The following is a 20,426-nucleotide window of genomic DNA, read 5'->3' as shown; positions in this document are numbered from 1 at the left end:
TTTCGCCCACCGAAAATCCCTGGAATAAGTTCCACAAGACGTAAGTTGAGCGTAGTAGACTCAACTTTATAAACGTAAGTCAGAATCTAAAGAACCCAACGAAAGGACCTCTCTTGGACGCCAAATTCACCACAAAGAGCCAGGAGGCTCTTTCCGCCGCGGCCATGAACGCCTCCACCGCCGGCAACCCCACGGTTGAGCCCGCCCACCTGCTCAAGGCCCTCATGGACCAGCGCCAAGGTGTGGCAGTTGCGCTTCTGAAGGCCGCCGGGGTCGACCCGGATGAGGTCAGCGTCGGTGCCAGCGCAGCCATTCGCAACCTCCCGTCGTCGTCCGGCACCTCCGTTGCGCAGGCCCAACTCAGCCGCAACACGCTGATGGCGGTTCAGGCCGCCCAGCAGGCCGCCGAGCGCATGGGGGACAGCTACGTTTCCACCGAGCATTTGCTGCTGGGCCTGACGGACGACGCCGGAGCAACAGGAAGTGCCTTGCGGCAAGTGGGTGCCACTCGGGCCGCGCTCGATGCTGCGCTGCCTACCGTGCGTGGGGACGGCAAGGTCACCACTCCGGATCCCGAGAACACCTTTGAGGCCTTGGCGAAGTTCGGCGTGGACATGACGGCCATTGCCCGCACCGGCAAGCTTGACCCCGTGATTGGCCGCGACGCCGAGATTCGCCGCGTCATTCAGGTGCTGAGCCGGCGCACCAAGAACAACCCGGTACTCATTGGCGAGCCCGGCGTTGGCAAGACTGCCGTGGTGGAAGGCCTGGCCCAGCGCATGGTGGCAGGGGATGTGCCCGAGTCGCTGCGCGGCAAGACGCTCATCAGCCTGGACATGGCTTCCATGGTGGCCGGGGCCAAATACCGAGGCGAATTCGAGGAGCGACTCAAGGCCGTTCTGGAGGAAATCAAGGCATCCGACGGGCAGATTGTCACGTTCATTGATGAGATCCACACCGTTGTCGGGGCAGGCGCTTCCGAGGGCGCCATGGACGCTGCCAACATGCTCAAGCCCATGCTGGCTCGTGGCGAGTTGCGCCTGATCGGCGCCACCACGCTGGATGAGTACCGCGAAAACATTGAAAAGGATCCCGCCCTGGAACGCCGTTTCCAGCAAGTATTTGTGGGGGAGCCCAGCGTGGACGACACCATTGGTATTCTGCGCGGGCTCAAGGAACGCTATGAGGCGCACCACAAGGTGGCCATCGCGGACTCGGCTCTGGTCGCTGCCGCCACACTGTCCAGCCGCTACATCAGCGGCCGCCAGTTGCCGGACAAGGCGATTGACCTGATGGATGAGGCCGCATCCCGCCTGCGCATGGAGATTGACTCGGCACCGGAAGAGATTGACCAGCTGCGCCGTGCCGTGGACCGTTTGACCATGGAAGAACTGGCCCTGGCAGGTGAAACCGACCCTGCTTCGATTGAGCGGTTGGAGGCCCTGCGCGCCGACATGGCCGACAAAAAGGAGGAGCTCTCCGGGCTAAACGCACGCTGGGAGGCTGAAAAGGCTGGGCTGAACCGGGTGGGTGATTTGAAGGCCAAGCTCGACGAGCTGCGATCGGTGGCCGACAAGGCTCAGCGCGACGGCGACCTTGAGCAGGCTTCTCGCGTACTGTACGGCGAAATCCCGGCCCTGCAGCGTGAGCTGGAGGCGGCCGCTGCCGAGGAGCAGTCCACGGACAAGCCTGAGCTGATGGTGGCCGAAGAAGTCACCGCCGATGACATTGCCGAGGTCATTTCCGCGTGGACCGGCATCCCCGCCGGGCGCATGTTGCAGGGCGAGAGCCAGAAGCTGCTGCAGATGGAGCAGGTCTTGGGCTCTCGGCTGATTGGCCAGTCTGCGGCCGTCACCGCGGTTTCCGATGCCGTCCGCCGCGCCCGGGCTGGCATCAGCGACCCCGACCGACCCACGGGATCCTTCCTGTTCTTGGGACCCACCGGTGTGGGTAAGACCGAGCTGGCCAAGGCCCTGGCCGACTTCCTCTTCGATGACGAGCGCGCCATGATCCGCATCGACATGAGCGAGTACTCCGAGAAGCACTCGGTCTCGCGGCTGGTCGGTGCCCCTCCGGGCTATGTGGGCTACGACGAGGGTGGGCAGCTGACTGAGGCCGTGCGCCGTCGTCCGTATTCCGTGGTGCTGCTGGATGAGGTAGAGAAGGCACACCCGGAGGTCTTTGACATCCTGCTTCAGGTGTTCGACGACGGCCGGCTCACCGATGGGCAGGGCCGCACGGTTGATTTCCGCAACGTCATCATTGTGCTGACCTCCAACTTGGGCTCGCAGTTCCTGGTTGATCAGTCACTGTCAGAGAAGGAGAAGCACGCGGCCGTCATGAACATTGTGGAGGCCTCCTTCAAGCCGGAGTTCCTGAACCGGCTGGATGAGATTGTCATGTTTGATGCGCTCAATATCGAAGAGTTGTCGAGGATTGTGGATCTGCAGGTGCAGTCGCTGGCTGCTCGGCTGTATGAGCGGCGCCTGACGCTCGAGGTCAGTGATGCTGCCAAGGCGTGGCTGGCGATGACAGGCTACGATCCGGCATACGGCGCCCGGCCGCTGCGACGGCTGGTGCAACGTCAGATTGGTGACCGGCTGGCCAAGGAGATTTTGGCCGGAACCATTGTGGACGGGGACACTGTTCTGGTGGACACGGCCGCCGATTTCGATGAGCTGGACATGGATTCTGCCGCAGGGCTGACGGTAAGCCGCAAGTAGATCCATGAGTTAACCAGCAGGGGCTGTGATGGTTGGTTGATTCCAATCATCACAGCCCCTGCTGGTTTAAGGCCGGTCCAACTGCCCTTGGCTAATTGGTCAGTGAGACTTCCAGCGGGTTTCCGCTTCGCGTGTCATGGACTAGGCAGTCCACTCGGCGGTCAGCCGACTCATTCCAGGTGTTCTCAGAAGGGTAGGCTGTGGACTTTTTCAGCGTCGACATCTCAGCAGCATCCGTGGTGAGATCAACGGCATCACAGACCTCGCCAGCCTTGGCCTTGAGTACCTCGGCGCCGGGGTACTCATCGGAATCGCTGTAATAGAAGGTGCCCACAAGCTGCGCGTTGTGGGGTGCGCTGCAGACCACGACATCTGCCTCTGTTGAAGCGTTGTTGAAGCCACGGAGGCAGTCGCCTTCGAGCCATTTCAGGGGTGAGACGCTGGGTAAGATCAAACCTTCATCGAAGGATTCATCTGTTGCCGATTCGGTGTCTGGATCAAGTGATTCTTCCGCCACGGCACTTTGCGACTGCGACTGAACAGTGGGTTCTACGGGGTTTGGGTCCTGAGCGATGCTGTTAGACAGAAGGCTGACTACCAGCCAGATCAGCAGGCCCAGCAGGATTGCTCCCACGAGCGCAACACCCAAGATGATGAACAGTTTCTTGTTCCCGCCGCCCTGAGGGGAACCGGGGCCACCTGGGCCGCCGCCGTAGCCACCCGGCCCCTGAGGCCCACCGGGGCCGCCGGGGCCGCCGGGAGCGCCACCGAACTGACCGGGGCCCTGAGGTCCACCATAGTTTCCGGGACCACCGGGACCACCGGGACCCTGAGGTCCACTACCAAACTGACCCGGGCCCTGAGGCCCGCCGAACTGGCCCGGCACAGGGGGAATGCCCGGTGTGGACGAGGCGCCGGACTGGGGTCCGCCTGACTGGGGAGGTCCGCCAAACTCTGGGGCGCCGTGCTGGGTGGGTGCGCCGTAGGGAGCTTGTGCTGCTGCAGCTTGGCCGTACGGCGCCGGGGAACCGTAGGCGGGCTGAGCGGGAGAGTGAGCGGAGGCGGATGCCTGATCGCCTGCCGGGCCAGCCTGCTGGTCGTACGGGTACTGCTGGCTAGCGGCAGGCGTCTGGCCGTAAGAGACCGTTTGTTCCGGTGCTACAGGAGTCTGGCCGAAGGGGTTTTGCTGACCTACGGCCGGGGGCACCTCAGGGGCAGACGGCGCTGCGGCTGCTGCAGCTTCTGCGGCCAGGGCTGCATCGGCTTCGCCGCGGGCCATCTGGGCAGGTGACTGCCAGGCGTTGGCCTTGGGCTGCCACGGTGTTGCCGATTGCTGCCACTGGGCGTCCGGGCGATGCCAGCCGTGGCTGTCAGAAGTGCCGGAGCCTACGCGGGGAGCCGCATCCGGAGCGGGAGTTGCTGAGGAGCTGGCATCCGTGGCGGCGGTGTATGAGGCACTGCTGTCCGCGCTGGTCTGCGCTGCTTCTGATTCCGGAGCTGCCAGTGATTCCGAGGCTTCCGGTGCCTGCCCATCATAAGGGGGCTGGAACGGCGCCTGCTCCGGCGCGGGTGGCGCTGAAGGGGCCTGAGAGGGAGCTGGGGGTTCGAAGCCGAAAGGGGCGGCCCGCGGAGTCTCAGTCCGATTCAGGGAAGCAGCTGGCTCGGCTGCAGTCTCCGACGGCTGTGACCACGGCTCTGCGGCTGGTTCAGAATCTTGCTCGGCCGCAGGCTGCGACTCCAGCTGGGCATCGCGCTGGGGCTCCGTTGGCGACTCCTGCTGGGACTGCTGCTGTGGCTGGGACCAGGGGTTGCTGGAGACGGGAGGTTGGCTAAAGTCTGTGCGCAATACGGTAGTCGCGCTGTCCCAATCGATGGGCTCGGGCGCAGCAGACGGGTTTTGGAAGTCTGGGGCGGGCGGTGCATCCTCACCCAAACCCGAGGAAACGGTACGGGCTGCCAACTCGGCTTCATGTTCTACTCGGGCTGCTTCGGCCGCGGCGGCTTTGAGATCGACGCTCTCTGCCACGTCGTCGCTGATTTCCGCAGCACCTAGCTGCGGCTCCGCAAACTCGTAGTCAGAGCCGGAGAAACTCTCTGAGGCGTCCTGGGCTTGGGGCACGTCGGGCCCAGTGGGAGGACCTTGTTGAGCGCCTTTTTCGTTGGAGTTGCTGCTCTCGTTCATGGGGACAAACCTTCCGCGCTGCGTCCTGAAATGGCACAAAGTCTCTGGTGAGAGGTGGAAATGCGCGTTCCCAATAGTCGCCTATACGAGCATTCAGGCACCCCAGCCCCGCGGACATGTGCTCCGTCTACAGGTGACTCTACCGAACATTGATCCTGCGTCGAGGCTAATTTGTGGTTTGGCTATGGGCAGAACAACCCATAGTGGGACGCAAGAGGTCCAGAACTAATGTAATCTAGGACTACGACAAACTGACCGAATATTCCGGAGCCTCGCTCTTAGCCCGAGCGACCACCTCCGGTCCAAGTGTAAAAGGGGGTCACGCCATGGGGCGCGGCCGTCAAAAGGCGAAGGCAACCAAGCAGGCTCGGGACATTAAGTACTACTCCCCGAGCACTGACTATTCAGCTCTGCAGAAAGAGCTCGGTGGAACCACTCGGCGAGCCCCGAGCCATCACACCGAAATTCCGGCAGAGCCGGACTATTCGGCGTACGAAGATAAGTATGCGGATCAGTTTGGGGACGACGACGTGGACTCCCGCCGAATTGGCTAGGACCGTCTGACAGATCTAAACTCGACAAACCCTGCACGACGCGAAAGCGACGTGTGGGGATTTTGTTGTTCCCCAATCGCTCCCTAGCCTCGTCCCTCGGCCAGGGTCCCTCGCGATCGTGGCCCCACCCAATCGCTCCCCAACCTACTCGGCCTGGGGGATGCAAAAAGGACGGCGTTTACGTAAAAAGACGGTCGTCTAGCACCCTCTTTTTACGCAAACGCCGTCCCTTTTCGAAACGTCGTGTGAAGCTAGGACGCGTAGTTGCCCACCAGGCGAACAGCGCCGCCGTTGACGCCCTTGGCGCCCTGGGTGTAGTCAGAACCGGTCTTATCGGAGTCCGATGCTTCGGCCGTGACCGTACCCATGACCCAGGACGGCAAGCCGCGTGAGTTCAGGCGGGCAATAGCGTCATCGGCAGCATCGGCGGAAACTACAGCGACCATGCCCACACCGAGGTTCAGGGTGCGCTCCAGATCGGCCAACGGCACATTGCCCAGCTGCGAGACAACGTTGAAGATGGACGGCAGGCTCCAGGTGGAGCGGTCCACAGTGCCGATGAGGCCCTGCGGCAGAACGCGTGCCAAGTTGGCGGCGAGGCCACCACCGGTGACGTGGCTGAAGCCGTGAACGGCCTTTTCCTGCGTGACAGGGAGGTAGCGGGTCAGGTCCAGGCAGTTTGCGGCGTATACGCGGGTGGGTTCCAGGAGTTCCTCGCCCAAGGTACGGCCGAAGTCGGCAACCTCACGGTCCAGGGACCAACCAGCGTGGTTGATGACGCGGCGAACCAAGGAGTAACCGTTGGAGTGCAGGCCCGAGGAGGCCATGCCGATGATGACATCGCCAGCGCGTACCCGTTCCGGACCCAGCAGCAAATCAGCCTCGACGACACCCGTGCAAGCACCTGCGACGTCGTACTCGTCAGGAGCCAGCAGGCCGGGATGCTCAGCAGTCTCGCCACCCACCAGCGCGGTTCCGGCAACCTTGCAGGCCCCGGCGATGCCGCGGACAATATCGGCCACGCGCTGCGGGACAACCTTGCCGGTGGCGATGTAGTCGGTCATGAAGAGCGGCTCGGCGCCAACTACGACGATGTCATCGACAACCATGCCGACGAGGTCGTAACCAATGGTGTCGTGGATGTCCATGGCCTGCGCGATGGCGACCTTGGTACCCACTCCATCGGTCGAGGTGGCCAGCAGCGGCTTCTTGAAGGTCAGCAGCTTGGACACGTCATACAGGCCGGCGAATCCGCCGAAACCACCAACCACGGACGGGCCGTGGGTGGCCTTGACGGCTTCCTTCATCAGCTCAACGGCGAGGTCGCCCGCTTCGGTGTCGACACCTGCGCTGGCGTAAGTAATTCCCTGGGTAGCTGACTCATGGGAGGCGTTGGTCATGGCGTCTCTTTCTTACGAGTTCTTAAGAACCGGTGGCGGCGGTGCGGTCTTGATCGGTCAGGACAGTTTCCAGCTCCGAATCAGGACCCGGATCGCAGCCGGTGGAAGGGGTGGCATTGCCCGGCTTGGTGCGCTCGAGCAAGTTTTTGCCCAAACGGTCGCTGCTGGGAAGTTCAATCGGGTAGGTACCCGTGAAACATGCTGTGCAGAGGCGTTCGCGCGGCTGCATCGTGGCGTCAATCATGCCGTCTTCGGAGATGTACTCCAGCGAATCGGCGCCAATGGATTTGGCGATCTCGTCAATGGCAGCACCGTTGGCGATCAGTTCCGCACGGGAGGCAAAATCGATGCCGTAGAAGCACGGCCAGCGAACGGGCGGAGAAGAAATCTTGACGTGAACTTCCTTGGCGCCGGCTTCCTTGAGCATGCGCACCACGGCGCGCTGCGTGTTGCCGCGGACGATTGAATCATCCACCACCACAATGCGCTTGCCGCGAATGACGGATTCAAGGGCGCTGAGCTTGAGCTTGATGCCCAGCTTGCGCAAGGTATCGCTGGGTTGAATGAAGGTACGGCCAACATAGGCGTTCTTCACGAAGCCGTGAGCAAAGGGGATACCGGACTGCTCGGCATAGCCAATGGCTGCCGGGGTGCCGGATTCCGGAACCGGGATGACCAGGTCAGCGTCGTAGTGGCTTTCGCGGGCCAACTGGCGGCCCATTTCCACGCGGGACTCGTACACTGAACGGCCAGCAATGGTGGCGTCGGGGCGGGCCAAGTAAACGTACTCGAAAACGCAACCGGCTGGCGTTGCCGGGGCGAATTTCTGGGTGCGCACGCCGTCTTCATCGATGGCGATGAATTCGCCGGGTTCGATTTCACGGATCAACGTGGCGCCGATGGTGTTCAGGGCGGCGTCCTCGGAAGCCACTACCCAGCCACTTTCCAGACGACCCAGAACCAGTGGGCGGACGCCGTGCGGGTCACGTGCGGCGTACAGGGTGTGTTCGTCCATGAAGACAAAGCTGAACGCGCCGTGGATCTTGGGCAGCAATTCCATGGCGGTCTCTTCAAGAGAACTGCCTTCTTTGCCACGCAGCAAGGTGGTGACCAGCGCAGTATCGGTGGTGTTTCCCTGGGCCATTTCGCCATCAGTGGGAACGCCATACTGGGCAATGACCATCTCATGCAGTTCAGCAGAGTTGGTCAGGTTGCCGTTGTGGGCCAGAGCGACGGTGCCGCTGCCAGTTGCACCCAGGGTCGGCTGAGCGTTAGCCCAATTGGCCGCACCTGTGGTGGAGTAGCGACAATGGCCCACAGCCATGTGTCCGGTCAGGGTGTTCAGTGTGGGTTCGTCAAAGACCTGGGATACGAGTCCCATGTCCTTATACACACTGATCCGCTTGCCATCGCTCGTTGCGATGCCAGCAGACTCCTGACCACGGTGCTGTAGTGAATACAGTCCGTAATAGGTTAGTTTTGCAACCTCTTCACCGGGTGCCCAGATGCCCAGAACGCCACAAGCGTCCTGAGGTCCCTTTTCGCCGGGTAAAAGATCATGGGATAGTTTTCCGTCTCCGCGTGCCACGAGAAAATTATCTCATGTAATGGCGCACACCACGACCTGCTGTGATGTGGGTTATATCCATACGATCTCGGTGGTGAAGCAGCTGGACCGCAGGCGGTGCGTTTAGGCGATCTCTGCTTCAGGGTTGGTGCCCTCATCAGGGAGAGGCTGCGCAACGATGGTCTTGCTCCGGCGTATACTCCGCTTGTCCAAAATCAGGGCGAGCGCTGCGCCGAGGATCACGCCCGGGACCAGTAGCAAAACAGTGAAAAATCCGAAGATGGATGAGGTTGTAAATTGTTCGCTGGGCGGGGCCATAGAGGTGAAAATGGCTGCTGCCACAACGCCGACCAAGGCGCCGGCGATCAAGAACGGGACGTACTTCGGGGCGCGGCGCACATTGAGTTTGCGCGGCTCTCCGGCAGTGGGTTCAGGCTGGGAAGTCATCCTTCAAGGGTACCCGGCCCAGCTTGGAGTCCCCTGCGAAGGTAAGAAAAGTTCGCTACAGGGGCAGTTCGGCGGAGAGGTCCGCACGCAACCCAGAGGCCGCCACCAGACCGCGTTCCACGGCGTCGCCCCAGTCCAAGGTGCCGGTCACCAGCTCCAGCCAAGTCCCGGCGTCGCACTCCACCACATTGGGAGGGGTGCCGCGGGTGTGCCTGGGTCCGGGGATGCATTGGGTGACGCCGAAGGGTGGCACGCGCACTTCCACGGAGTTTCCCGGGGCACGCGCGGCCACTTCTTCCAAGGCGTAGCGCACGGCCATGGCTGTCACGGCCCTGCCACGTTCTCCGCCGCGCCAGGCGGCCAGGGCGGCGCTTCCCTCGGCAATGTCGATGCGGCGCCGGGCGACCATGTGCACTCCTACAGTTGTTGATGGGGATGTTCGACGCCGGATGGCTGGCTTGGATGGGCTGGGCAGGCTGGGTGGGCCCACGCTTGCCAGGTTCCCGGGAAATCGCTTCAGCGATTGTTTGGTCGAGTAAGTTTGGGCCCACGCTTGCCAGGTTCCCGGGAAATCGCTTCAGCGATTTATCGGGCCGGCAAGTGGGGACTAGTTCAGGAGTGCGCTGACCGCCTGGCCTAGCCGTAGGCTGCCGGCGCGGTGGCTGCCTCCGAGAACGGGAGGAACCACCTTGCTGAGTACCTCGGCCACGGCGGGAATGTCGAGGGCGCCACTTGCCGCCAACAGCGTTAGGCCCACGAGAGTTGCGGCGCGGCCATTGCCGTCAAGGATTTTCACGGCGACACTGGCCCCCGTCGGGGCAGCCATGGCAAGAACACCTTCAGCGCCCAGTTTTGCCAGGACGCCGAGTTCATCCATGACCACTGTGTTGGGGCGGCCGTGACCTTCTACTGCCCACGGGTAGTCCAGCATGGAGGTGGCGATGGTGGCGGCCCGGGCGTTGGCGTTTTTATCGGAGGGAGCCTTGGCCAATGCGGTGAAGGCCCTGGCGAGTCCAGTGAGAGTCACGGCCATGACGGGGGCGCCACAGCCATCGGTGCCTGTGTGGTGCACCGATTCTTCGGTGAACTCCTCCAGAGTTGTTCGTACGGCTCGCTGCATGGGGTGGTTGAGTTCCAAATAGCCGTCCAGATCCCAGCCGTTTTCCGTGCAAGCCCACAGAAAAGCCGCATGCTTGCCGGAGCAGGCCATGGCCAGCTTGGACTTGCCGCGGCCAGATCGGACCAGCCAAGCACGGGCTTCCGGGTCGCTGGGCCAATCCGCCGGGCAGCCGAGGTTGGCTTCCTTGAGGCCTGCCGCCTTCAGCATCCCTTCGACAACATCCATGTGCTCCAAGGAACCTGTGTGGCTTCCAGCTGCCAAGGCAACCTGCGCCCCGCGAAGGGGGACGCCTGACTGCATGGAGGCGAGAGCCTGGAAAGGTTTGGTAGCAGAGCGCGGGTAGATGGGGGAGCTGATGTCTCCCAGAGCTGTCACGACAGAGCCATCGCCGGCCAGGACAACGGCCGAACCTATGTGCCGGGATTCTATGAAGCCGCTGCGTTCAAGGACGGCAAGTTCGACGGCGTCGTCCGCCCGGAATGTATGGATCATGGTGTCATCTTATCGAGCTGAACGGTGGCGAGTGCTACAGAGCGGTGGCAAGTCCGGTGGATTCTTTGAAGAGCAGTGGTACGTCTCCGGCAGGCTTGTCCGTGGCTGCGGATTTGGCGACGGCGTCTAGTTGCTCGGGGGCAACAAAGACTGTGACGGTTCCCGTGCGTCCGTCGGGGATGACTTTGTGGATGGCTGCGCCTTGTTCTGTGGGCAGTGAGCTGCGCCAGGCCATGACAGCTTGCAGTGCTGTTTCAAGTTGGGCCGCGTCCAAGGTGACGAGGTGTGAAATCGCCCCGGCAGCCTTCACGATCGCGGCGGCGGGTTCCGTGGTCACGGCAACGTGCAGCTGGTTCCCCTCGATCCAGGAGTCGGCGTAGGCGTCTCCGAGTTCACTCCGTAGTGAATCATTGAGCGCCAACATGGTGTTGGTCTGCTCGTTACTAGCTGACGGGCTGGCGCTCTGACTGGCTGCAGGTGTTTCGGGGTCTTGGGTGGGTTTGCATGCGCTCATGCCGAGGGCTCCTGTCAGGGTGGCGGTGAGGACGATTGCCGAAATCTTCTTGCTGTTCATTGTGCCTTCCGTTTACCTTCCATTTAACGGCAGTGGGTCCCGTCCAAAGTGAACGGGACCCACGCCTTACATTCGCACCCGCGGGGGTCCGTCAGTATTTGTACTTCATTGACAATCTAGTATCCGGGTGGATCCTAGACAGTGGTGTTGCGGCGGCGGATTAGCAAAAATACCGCTCCAGCCAGGAGCAGCAATCCACCGGCTCCACCGAGCACCAGCAGCGAGCTGGATGCGCCGGTGTTGGCCAGGTTGTTATCGGTCGGCGCTTTGGTGGGAGCTACCGTCGGAGCCGTGGTGGGCTCGGTGGTGGGTGCAACCGTGGGAGCTGTGGTGGGCTCCTGCGTTACCGGGGGAGTGGTCGGTTCCGGCTTGGGTTCAGCCAGAACGGTGAACGCTGAGGTGGTGGTCAGTGAATCTACGCCGTCAACAGTCTGTACCGCTGTGACGGTGTACTTACCGCTAGCCAGCTTGGCATCCAGAGCCACGCTCCAAGTACCGTCAACAACAGTGACTGTCTGGGCCTTGCCGTTCAGGGTGACCGAGAGTGTTGCGCCTTCAATGTTGGTACCTGAGATTGCAGCAGGGCCCTGATCGAAGGCGAATTCCTGGCCGTTGCTCGGCGTTTTGATGGCCGGGGCAGCTGGAACAACTGTGAACTTGCTGGTGGTGTTGGTGGAAGCGTTCCAGTCGATCAACGTCTGCTTGGCAGTGACCGTGTACGGGCCAACTTCCAAGCCCGGTTCGATAGCGAAGGACCACTTGCCGTCGGCGCCAACAACTGCGGTGCCGGTGACGCCGCCGGTCAATTCAACGGTGGCACCGGCCTTGCCGGTACCGGAGATGGTGGTGACGGGGGCGCCAACGGTGGAGTTGTTGGCAGGGGTGGTGATGGCCGGGGCGGCCAGCGTCTCCTTGATGACCTCAATGGAGGCTTTTGTGGTTTCCGAGGTGCTAAAGCCGTTCTTGGTCGTCGCGGTGACGGAGAAGGTGCCGAACTCATTCGGGGCCTTGGTACTCCACTTGCCGTCGGCGCCAACGGGGGCTTCGGTGGTCACGGCTTCGGTGGTCACGCCGTCAATGACGACGGTGACCGTGGTGCCAGCAGGTGCACCGGCAACGGTGCCGGTGACGGCGCCTTCACGGTAGAGCGGTGCAGTGGTGGTGACCTTGGGGGCTTCCAGGAAGATCTTCACGGTGTACCCGTCGGTGTGCTTCAAAGCGTCTGTGAGGCTGACACCGAATGAAACGACGCCCGGAGTACCAGCGCTGATCATGCCCACTGCCCGCTCGCCTGCAATGATCGATCCTCCGGAGTCGCCGCGGTCGGCTACTAGGTCTGGCGAAGAAAAGCCTTGCACAGCACGGAGGTCAGTGGGGTCCGTGGCGAAATTAGTTCCCTCGACCATGAAGTAGCCGATTGCGTCGACGGTGCCGCAGGACCAGCCGGTTGTGCGGCCAGATTTGCAGATGGGGGTGCCCACGATGGCATCGGCAACTCCGGTGACCGTGGGGCCCGAGGCCTTGGGGTTCTCCGGGGTGGACCAGTCAGTGACTTTGGCCAGCTGGTTCAGACCCGGGGTGAGATTGTCAATGACGGCTACATCTGTGCCGACAACATTGGCAGCGTTTCCGGGCCCCCCGAACTGTGAGTCTCCGAAGTCGCCCAGAAGTTCACCATTGAGCGGTATGAAACCGGGGCCGCCCACTGCGGGGTCCTTGGTGGGGTCGGTAAGCTTGGTGAGGGTTGCCTTGCCGTCGTCAGCGCAGTGGCCGGCGGTGACGATGGCCGGATCGCCGGTGGCGTTGAAGCCGTTCCAGCCGATGGAGCAGGCGGAAGTAGCCTCGCCTGAGAGCAGAGCGTAGCCCTGACCGTTTGTCACGTCGGTAGCGTACGCGGCGGCGGGGCCTGATGCGGCCTCGATCTTCACATTGTTGTACTTGGCAGTGAAATCGCTGATCGAAGGGGCTGCAGCTGCCGAGAAAGTACGGGACTTCATTGCTGTGCCGCCGTTTGCCGGGCCGCCTTTGGCAGCTTCGCCGGTGCGGATGACAACCTCACCGTTGCTGTTGACCATGATCGACTGCAGCTTTGCCGTGCCGAATGTGGAGACATAGTCAGCGAACAAGGTGTCAACATTTGCTGCGACCACCTTGGTGGAGGGGGAAGCTGCTGGAGCGGTGGTGACAGCCACCTTGGCACTGCCGGCGGCAGCCTTGGCTGCTGCAGCGACGGCGGGGGAAGCCTTGACCTTGATGGTGTCCCCAGCAACCGAGACCAGCGCCTTAGGGTCGGCCTTGGTAATAGCGGTCTGCACCTCTGCGGCGGTAGCGGCAAGTTCACCCTGGGCGTTGAATTCCTCAACGCTCAAGTTCAAATCGCGGTCTATTGCCTCGGCAAGGCCGTCGGGCAGCGGTGCTGCGCTGGAGGGGGTGGAGGAAGTTGCGGAAGGTGCGCTCGTGGGAGCGGCTGAACTGGTGGCCTCTGCAGTGACGGAGGCAACGGTCGGAGCAATCGTCGGATCGGATGAAGGCGCTGCCGTGGCGACAGTGAAGCTGCCGCCCAGCAGGACGGCAGCTGCGGCGCAGGCCGCACCTCCGCGCTTGATGAAGGCGCGTGTGGATGCTTGCATGTAAGTGGTTCCCCCTGGAGAAGATGAAAAGATCCTGATGAGTTGAAGCTACCTGAAGGCGCGAATGATTGCTGTGAGTGAACAGCCCAACCCAAAGGTAAAGCTATCAAATGGATTAACTGACCGCAACGCAAATGATGACAACACTTCACAAACTGCCGTGGATCCCTGATTTAGCAGGGGTGGAAGAGCTACCCATTGACATGGTTGAGCGACTGTGCATGTTATTTCGCTGCGGATTCTGTGCACTTTGTGCATAAAAGTGAGTTGAATTGTTACGGTGAACGGTTGCCCTTCCGGGGTGCCTGCGGCTGGTTCCTGATGTGCTGTGGCTGCGTGGCCCGGCCCAGTGTGGACAGAACTCCCGCAACATGCGGCACCGGCACCGAAGCAAAGTACCCTAGAGGGGTGAAGGTTTTAGTGATTGGCCCCGGAGGCCGCGAACATGCCATTGTCCGCTCGTTGCTCAGCGACCCCAACGTCAGTGAAGTGCAGGCCGCACCTGGCAATGCCGGGATCGCGGCCATCGTACCAACCCATGAGATCAATGCCAGTGATCCTGCCGCTGTGGCAGCCCTGGCGCTGAAGTTGGACAGCGATCTGGTGATCGTGGGCCCCGAGGCACCCTTGGCGGCAGGCGTGGCTGACGCCGTGCGCGCCGCAGGTATCCCGGTCTTTGGGCCCAGCAAGGAAGCCGCACAGCTTGAAGCGTCCAAGGCATTCGCGAAGACCGTGATGGCAGAAGCCCAGGTTCCCACGGCCATGGCCAAGGTTGCCGTCAATGCCGAAGAAGCTGCAAATGCCCTCGACACTTTCGGTGCACCGTATGTCGTCAAGGACGACGGGTTAGCAGCAGGCAAGGGCGTGGTGGTCACCGACGATCGCGATGAGGCCCTAGCCCACGCCCAGTCCTGCTTTGACGTGGGCGGCACAGTTGTCATTGAAGAGTTCCTTGATGGTCCCGAAGTTTCCCTCTTTGTTCTGGCCGATGGCCGCACAGTCGTGCCGCTGGCCCCGGCCCAAGATTTCAAGCGCATTTTCGACGGCGACGAAGGCCCCAACACCGGTGGCATGGGCGCATACTCCCCGCTGGAATGGGCCCCCGCCGGTCTTGTTCAGGAAGTCATTGATCGCGTAGCCCAGCCCACCATTGACGCCATGGCCCACCGCGGCACCCCCTTCACGGGCGTGCTGTACTGCGGACTGGCACTGACCAGCCGCGGCACCCGCGTCATTGAGTTCAACGCCCGCTTTGGCGACCCGGAGACGCAGGCCGTCCTGGCCCGCCTGAAAACCCCACTGGGCGGCGTCCTCATGGCGGCTGCCAAGGGTCAACTGGACGAAATCGATGAGTTGCGCTGGGCACCCGAGACTGCTGTCGCCGTCGTACTTGCCAGCGAAAACTACCCCGATGCCCCCCGCACGGGCGATAAGATCCGTGGCTTGAAGAAGGCCAACAGGCTCGACGGCGTGCACGTGCTGCATGCGGGCACGGGAACGGACGACGACGGCAATACCGTCAGCGCCGGAGGGCGAGTCCTCGCCGTGGTGGGCCTGGGTGTGGATCTGGAAGACGCCCGTGAAAAGGCGTACGCCGGCATTGAGGAAATTTCTTTGGAAGGTGGTCAGTTCCGCAAGGATATTGCGGCCAAGGCAGCCCGCGGGGAAATTACCGTGACCACGAACTCTTCACAGGCATAGGACTCTCTTCATGACTTCAGCAATTCCCGCTGCCCCCGCTCTGCCCGGCTGGACCCACATTTACTCTGGCAAGGTTCGAGACCTCTACCAGCCAGCCTCCACGGGCGGCCCGTTCGCAGGGCGTAACGATGTGGTTCTGGTTGTTGCCAGTGACCGGATCAGCGCCTTTGACCACATTCTCAGCACCGAAATCCCGGACAAGGGCCGCATCTTGACGGGCCTGAGCCTGTGGTGGTTCGATCAGCTCAACGTGCCCAACCACCTGCTCGCCACCACGGTAGAAGACGGTGTTCCGGCGGCAGTAGCCGGCCGGGCCATGGTCTGCAAGAAGCTGGAGATGTTCCCCATTGAGTGCATTTCCCGTGGATACCTCACCGGTTCAGGATTGATCGAATACCGCGCCTCGCAGACAGTATGCAGTCTGCCGCTGCCCGCCGGTTTGGAGGACGGATCGCGTCTGGAGGAAGCAATCTTCACGCCGTCGGCCAAGGCGGAAGTTGGCGAACACGATGAAAACATCAGCTTTGCGCAGATGGTTCAAACGGTCGGCGAGAAATCGGCAGAAGCACTGCGCACGCTGACTTTGGAAATTTACTCGCGCGCCGAGGAAATTGCCCGCGAACGCGGCATTATCTTGGCTGATACCAAGGTGGAGTTCGGCACCGATCCAGCCACGGGCGTCATCACACTCGGCGACGAGGTCCTGACTCCGGATTCCTCCCGTTTCTGGGATGCGGAGCTCTGGGCCCCGGGCCAAGCGCAGCCTAGCTTTGACAAGCAGTACGTGCGGGACTGGCTGGCCAGCCCGGCATCTGGCTGGGACCGCGCCTCAGACACGGTGCCACCGGCACTGCCTGCCGACGTCGTGGAGCGCACTCGCGCACGGTATGTCGAGGCCTTTGAGCGCCTGACGGGCGCCACGTTCGTGTAATACCGCGACAAAATTGCACAGAAAAAGACCTGCACAAGGTGGCCTTCAGTCCACTTTGTGCAGGTCTTTTTATTGTTCGGATTCCGGTGCGCCCACGTCCGGTGCCAGGGCATGCACGCTTGGAGCGCTGTTGCGGCGCTTGCGCGCTGCTTGCGCGCTGCTTGCGCGCTGCTTGCGCGCTACGCGCCAGAAAGTTCCAGTTGTGCCAAGAAGTCCTGCGCCGCGGCTGCTCGGTCTATGGCGCCGGCCTGTGTGTACCGCGCCTGGGCGTTGGTGTAGGCCGTGAAGGCTTCTGCGTTGCGATCGGCCGCTTGCAGGGCATTTCCCAGCAGGAGCGCTGAGTCTCCGGCAATGTGCGGGGCAAGCTGGTCCTTTTGTTCCTCGATCGTCTCCAGCAAGGTCAATGCCTCAGGCAGTTCGTTGTTGAGATAGTGCCAGCGGGCGCGCAGCATAGACACCTCAAGAGTTTCCGCGGGCGTTGCGCCGACCACTGAGTGGGCCAGTTCGCTGCGTTCAATGGCCTGCAACGTGGCTGGTTCCACCACACCAGCCATGAGCCGAACCCAGGCCGTTGCCTTGTTGAACTGAGCCCAACGTGAGAGGTCTGAGGCGGGTGAGAGCAACCTGCTGGCTTGGGCGTGATGTTCGAGCCCGGTGCGGATGTCCTGACGGATGAAGGCAACATTGCCGATGACCCAGTGGATTTCGCCTGCCATCTGCGCCGGTGTCGATTCGGTGACGGCGTCGGCCAGAGCCATGGTGTGGATCCAGGCCTCGTCGAGCCGGCCCGCTTCGGTGAGGCTACCAATGAGGGTTTGCAGCGCCATGAGGTAGGAGCCGAATTCTTCCGCGCTGTCGCCGGACCCAATACTGACGGCGAGGATTCCGTGTTCGATTGATTCCTGTAGGCAGCCCTGTGCCAACATTGCTGCCGCCATGACCTGATGGGCTCGAAGCGAGAGTGCGTCGCTTTCAAGGGTGAGTGGGTGATCCAGCAGCGTTTGGAGCACCGCGATTGCCTCGCAATTATCGCCATGACGCAGAAGTGAGTTCGTCGCCAGGAACGTCATGTTCCACCACGTGACTTGGTCCTTGTTGGCTTGGGCCAGCGCGGCGGCAGCCTTCGCATTGGTGGCCGCACCCAAATAATCGCGGGTGTCCCACGATTGTTGTGCGCACAGAGAAAGTCGCAGGGCGCCACTGTCCTCCGCGGTGGAGGAACCCACCCAGTCCGCAACGGATGAGGGTGTCAGCTGAAGTTGCCGCGCCAGCTGTTGGATGATGTCCACAGTGGGCTCGCGATGAGCATTTTCCAGCAGTGAAATATAGCTGGCGGAGTACAGATCCCCGCCGAGTTCGGCCTGCGTCAAATGCCGTGCCAGCCGCTCCTGCTTGAGCCGGTCACCAAAACTGCTGCCCATGGAAGATTCCCTCACTTGCCGGTCACCAGATATTGGCTCAACTCTATTGTGTTGGCAACGAATAGTCGCGTAAACATGACAAAAACTGTCAAATAGATTGTCAAATACCACAATGTGTTGCGGTTACAGCTTCACTCCGCCGCATGTGGTGAGTTTGTAGAGCTTGGCGTGCCCCTCACTGGCCACGAGGGTGAAGGCCTCTGAGTCCGCAGCGAGCGTGATGCCTGGATAGAGCGAGCGGGGATCATTGAAGGCTGGAATGTAGTCGGTGCCGAAATCCAGTAGATAAGTCACGCCCTGGCGTTTGGCCGCGGCACACACGTCCTGATCACTGCCTACTCGGTTGAGCCAGAAACGCAAGGTGTAGAGGTCAGAATTCAAATCCCCTTGCGAGCTGTAGGGGAACAGCATGTGCCGTCCCGCCAGTACCATGGCCAGCGCCGAGCCGTTGTAAGGATTGTTGGCAATGACGTCATCGGCTGTGGTGTAGTTGCCGAGCCGGTGAATCAAGGCCAGCTCCTGCGCATCAATCTGGGCCAGACCGTTGGGCTCAGGCGGGACCTCATACATGATTTCCACCTGCCCCTTCATCTGCCAGAGCCCAGGATTACTGAAGGCGAGTACGACGGCGAGACTTGCCGCCGCGGCCACCTTCCCCTTGCTCTGCCAGAGAGCAGGCGAAAGATTGCGCGCCCGGCCTTTGGTACCCAGCCAATCCACGAGTCGCACGAGTCCCAAGGCTGCCAGCGGAACGGCCAGCAGCGGCATGAGAGCGGCGATGCGTTCCGGGTTATCCCACCAAGGAGCCATAACAATGTTCGCCGGAGTGAAGTTTGTGCCAGCGCTCAGTGGGTACGTCAACGCCAGTAGCACCAAGGCGGCTGGCAGCCAGCGCAGCCCCGGGCGGCGGAACCCGGTTCGGAGGCCTATCAGGACCAGGGCGGTTAGGGCCAGGGCCGGGAACCAGATGGGTGCCGGTGCATGGGTGAAGTTGCGGATCAGTGCCAGCGGAAAGAAAAGAAAAGCCGGACTGGTGTAAGAAAAGAGGCTGCGAATTTGCGGCAGCGTCAACAAGGCGGCCGTAGCGGCAGCTGCAGCGAGCAGCAACAGCGCTATGCGCAACCAGCCGGTGCGGCGGCTACGGCCGAACCCTGCGCGGAGCCACGAATAGGTGAGGTAGGCCAGCAGGGGAGTCAGCACCAGCAGAACGCTGAAAACGCCGTTGGGCTGGGCCGTGATGGCGCCGGGAAGAAACAAGATCACCAAGGTCAGCGCCTGGGCGGGCTCCAAGCCATGATGGTTGGCTGGGCGGAGGATCAGCAATACTAGAGCGATCCCCACCGGGACCAGGGCGTTGGAAAGTGCGTTGGGGTACGCAGAGCCGTACTGCAACAACAACCACGGGAAGGCGGGGAAGGCTGCGGCCAGCGCGCCTGCACTGACCAGCAGCAGAGGGCGCGCACCGAAGAGCACTCGTGTGAGGAACATGCCGCTGAGCGGCCAGACAAGCCCGGCCACAGCCAGCCACATGAGGTTAGTCGCCGCAGGGACGCTAATGCCAGTCACAATAACCAGCAGGCTCACCAAGCCGTGCCACGCGCCGGGGTAGAACGAGGACTGAATGGTGGGCAGAATGAAGCTGGAAACCGCAAAGGAGGATGCATTGCCGGTCTCCACGGCGTGGGCTGTTGCGTTGAGGTGGAACACGGAATCGTAACCCTGAGTGAACTGCTCGGGGGTAGGCGCCACCAACATCAGCAGCAGAGTGGTGATGGCCAACGCAGTCAGGGCGCCGATGGTTCCGGCCGTGAGGCCAACGCGAGACAGAGGTCCTGACGCAGCCTCGATGGAGTTCAGCGCTGGAACATATCGACGTGCTGCCCACGCGGCACCAGTGGCGATGGCAGTGCCCAGAAGCACAACGGCAATGCCCCATCTCAGGTGGATCATGGGCGCCACAATGGCACTAACGGCCAGCACGGAGACGGAGACAGCCGGTGCAAGGCACAGAGCAATGAGGCCCCGGATCCGAAGCGCCGCCAAGACAGCGGTTCCGGGCACGGCAAGAATCAGCACGGCTACGGCGAATGCTGGCACTGCCTCAATCCAAGAAGTCACCCAACGTTCCTTGCTGTAGGCGCAGTGTCTGCCAGCTGGCCAGGGATCAAACCTTTTTGACGATGCTGGATTTGAGCTTCATGGGCCCGAATCCGTCAACCTTGGCATCGATGTCATGGCCGTTGACTGGGGTGATCAGACGAATATTGCGGACCTTGGTGCCGATTTTCAAGTCTTGGGGGCTGCCCTTCACCTTCATGGTCTTGACGATGCTGACGGTATCGCCAGTGGCCAAAACGTTGCCTACAGCGTCTTTGACAACGCTCTCTTCCTCGGCGGCTGATTCGCCCTCTTCGGAAGGAGCCCATTCGTGCGCGCATTCTGGGCACACTAAAAGTTCACCCAATTCATAGGTGTATTCGCAGTCGCATACGGGGCACGGTGAAAGTGTGTCGCTCATGGCTTCCATCCTAGCTGTTGAGGGAAAATCAGTTAAGAAAAAGCAGCGGTATCCAGTGGATACCGCTGCTTTGATTGGTCGGGGTGACAGTGTCTGGTTTCAATACATCGTTGACAGCTGTGTCGGGACATCCTTGACTCTGGTGGCGGCCCCGGTGTTAGTAGGG

At 61.7% G+C, this 20,426-nt stretch carries 15 protein-coding genes; 4 read left to right on the top strand and 11 right to left on the bottom strand.

Features of this window, described 5'->3' with window-relative positions:
• Positions 1–113: 113 nt before the first annotated feature.
• Positions 114–2,723 carry an ATP-dependent chaperone ClpB gene (gene clpB / locus CXQ93_RS13690; protein ID WP_104111003.1) on the top strand — a complete coding sequence of 870 codons (2,610 nt, stop codon included), beginning with the start codon at positions 114–116 and terminating at the stop codon, positions 2,721–2,723.
• 91 nt (positions 2,724–2,814) lie between these two features.
• Here the strand turns inward: clpB and CXQ93_RS21270 are convergent, their stop codons facing one another.
• Complete coding sequence (locus CXQ93_RS21270) at positions 2,815–4,905, bottom strand: hypothetical protein (protein ID WP_181036167.1); 2,091 nt, start codon at positions 4,903–4,905, stop codon at positions 2,815–2,817.
• Between the two features lie 326 nt (positions 4,906–5,231).
• Between CXQ93_RS21270 and CXQ93_RS13680 the strand changes: the two genes are divergently transcribed.
• Positions 5,232–5,459: a DUF3073 domain-containing protein gene (locus tag CXQ93_RS13680; protein ID WP_104111002.1), complete on the top strand. Its 228-nt coding sequence runs from the start codon at positions 5,232–5,234 to the stop codon at positions 5,457–5,459.
• Between the two features lie 251 nt (positions 5,460–5,710).
• On the opposite strand, the gene purM is transcribed toward CXQ93_RS13680, so the two are convergent.
• The 7 genes from purM to CXQ93_RS13645 all read right to left on the bottom strand — a co-directional run bounded on the left by purM (position 5,711) and on the right by CXQ93_RS13645 (position 13,689).
• Positions 5,711–6,859: a phosphoribosylformylglycinamidine cyclo-ligase gene (gene purM, locus CXQ93_RS13675; protein WP_104111001.1), complete on the bottom strand. Its 1,149-nt coding sequence runs from the start codon at positions 6,857–6,859 to the stop codon at positions 5,711–5,713.
• A 22-nt stretch (positions 6,860–6,881) separates the two neighbouring features.
• Positions 6,882–8,447 (bottom strand): amidophosphoribosyltransferase, encoded by a 1,566-nt coding sequence (gene purF, locus CXQ93_RS13670; RefSeq protein ID WP_104111000.1) that lies wholly within the window; start codon positions 8,445–8,447, stop codon positions 6,882–6,884.
• 102 nt (positions 8,448–8,549) lie between these two features.
• Positions 8,550–8,873 carry a hypothetical protein gene (locus tag CXQ93_RS13665; protein ID WP_104110999.1) on the bottom strand — a complete coding sequence of 108 codons (324 nt, stop codon included), beginning with the start codon at positions 8,871–8,873 and terminating at the stop codon, positions 8,550–8,552.
• Positions 8,874–8,928: 55 nt separating this feature from the next.
• The gene (locus CXQ93_RS13660) at positions 8,929–9,282 is read right to left on the bottom strand and encodes a sterol carrier family protein (RefSeq protein WP_104110998.1); all 354 of its coding nucleotides are present in this window, start codon (positions 9,280–9,282) and stop codon (positions 8,929–8,931) included.
• A 198-nt stretch (positions 9,283–9,480) separates the two neighbouring features.
• Entirely contained in the window at positions 9,481–10,485 is a 1,005-nt protein-coding gene (locus tag CXQ93_RS13655) for an asparaginase (protein ID WP_104110997.1), read from the bottom strand.
• 34 nt (positions 10,486–10,519) lie between these two features.
• Complete coding sequence (locus CXQ93_RS13650; protein WP_104110996.1) at positions 10,520–11,059, bottom strand: hypothetical protein; 540 nt, start codon at positions 11,057–11,059, stop codon at positions 10,520–10,522.
• Positions 11,060–11,193: 134 nt separating this feature from the next.
• Positions 11,194–13,689 carry an LPXTG cell wall anchor domain-containing protein gene (locus tag CXQ93_RS13645; protein WP_104110995.1) on the bottom strand — a complete coding sequence of 832 codons (2,496 nt, stop codon included), beginning with the start codon at positions 13,687–13,689 and terminating at the stop codon, positions 11,194–11,196.
• A 408-nt stretch (positions 13,690–14,097) separates the two neighbouring features.
• Here CXQ93_RS13645 and purD point away from each other — a divergent pair, with 408 nt between their 5' ends.
• Both purD and CXQ93_RS13635 read left to right on the top strand, forming a co-directional pair.
• Positions 14,098–15,390 carry a phosphoribosylamine--glycine ligase gene (gene purD, locus CXQ93_RS13640; RefSeq protein ID WP_104110994.1) on the top strand — a complete coding sequence of 431 codons (1,293 nt, stop codon included), beginning with the start codon at positions 14,098–14,100 and terminating at the stop codon, positions 15,388–15,390.
• A gap of 10 nt (positions 15,391–15,400) precedes the next feature.
• On the top strand, positions 15,401–16,321 hold the full coding sequence (locus CXQ93_RS13635) for a phosphoribosylaminoimidazolesuccinocarboxamide synthase (RefSeq protein WP_104110993.1): 921 nt from the start codon (positions 15,401–15,403) through the stop codon (positions 16,319–16,321).
• Positions 16,322–16,500: 179 nt separating this feature from the next.
• Here CXQ93_RS13635 and CXQ93_RS13630 read toward each other — a convergent pair whose 3' ends face one another.
• The 3 genes from CXQ93_RS13630 to CXQ93_RS13620 form a co-directional block, all read right to left on the bottom strand.
• Positions 16,501–17,742 carry a helix-turn-helix domain-containing protein gene (locus tag CXQ93_RS13630; RefSeq protein ID WP_104110992.1) on the bottom strand — a complete coding sequence of 414 codons (1,242 nt, stop codon included), beginning with the start codon at positions 17,740–17,742 and terminating at the stop codon, positions 16,501–16,503.
• A 123-nt stretch (positions 17,743–17,865) separates the two neighbouring features.
• A complete protein-coding gene (locus CXQ93_RS13625) occupies positions 17,866–19,860 on the bottom strand; it encodes a DUF6541 family protein (RefSeq protein ID WP_104110991.1) in 1,995 nt (664 codons plus the stop codon).
• 46 nt (positions 19,861–19,906) lie between these two features.
• The gene (locus CXQ93_RS13620) at positions 19,907–20,260 is read right to left on the bottom strand and encodes a zinc ribbon domain-containing protein YjdM (RefSeq protein WP_062285789.1); all 354 of its coding nucleotides are present in this window, start codon (positions 20,258–20,260) and stop codon (positions 19,907–19,909) included.
• Positions 20,261–20,426 lie beyond the last annotated feature (166 nt).

Source organism: Arthrobacter sp. N199823 (assembly GCF_002929705.1).
GTDB lineage: Bacteria > Actinomycetota > Actinomycetes > Actinomycetales > Micrococcaceae > Specibacter.
This window is presented reverse-complemented; position numbering and strand designations above follow the sequence as displayed.

Bases quoted from the DNA above. Each gene is read 5' to 3' on its own strand.
- CXQ93_RS13665 (WP_104110999.1), bottom strand. From the start codon at position 8,873: ATGACTTCCCAGCCTGAACCCACTGCCGGAGAGCCGCGCAAACTCAAT.
- CXQ93_RS13650 (WP_104110996.1), bottom strand. From the start codon at position 11,059: ATGAACAGCAAGAAGATTTCGGCAATCGTCCTCACCGCCACCCTGACA.
- CXQ93_RS13655 (WP_104110997.1), bottom strand. From the start codon at position 10,485: ATGATCCATACATTCCGGGCGGACGACGCCGTCGAACTTGCCGTCCTT.
- CXQ93_RS13660 (WP_104110998.1), bottom strand. From the start codon at position 9,282: ATGGTCGCCCGGCGCCGCATCGACATTGCCGAGGGAAGCGCCGCCCTG.
- CXQ93_RS13680 (WP_104111002.1), top strand. From the start codon at position 5,232: ATGGGGCGCGGCCGTCAAAAGGCGAAGGCAACCAAGCAGGCTCGGGAC.
- purM (WP_104111001.1), bottom strand. From the start codon at position 6,859: ATGACCAACGCCTCCCATGAGTCAGCTACCCAGGGAATTACTTACGCC.
- CXQ93_RS21270 (WP_181036167.1), bottom strand. From the start codon at position 4,905: ATGAACGAGAGCAGCAACTCCAACGAAAAAGGCGCTCAACAAGGTCCT.
- CXQ93_RS13635 (WP_104110993.1), top strand. From the start codon at position 15,401: ATGACTTCAGCAATTCCCGCTGCCCCCGCTCTGCCCGGCTGGACCCAC.
- CXQ93_RS13620 (WP_062285789.1), bottom strand. From the start codon at position 20,260: ATGAGCGACACACTTTCACCGTGCCCCGTATGCGACTGCGAATACACC.
- CXQ93_RS13630 (WP_104110992.1), bottom strand. From the start codon at position 17,742: ATGGGCAGCAGTTTTGGTGACCGGCTCAAGCAGGAGCGGCTGGCACGG.
- CXQ93_RS13645 (WP_104110995.1), bottom strand. From the start codon at position 13,689: ATGCAAGCATCCACACGCGCCTTCATCAAGCGCGGAGGTGCGGCCTGC.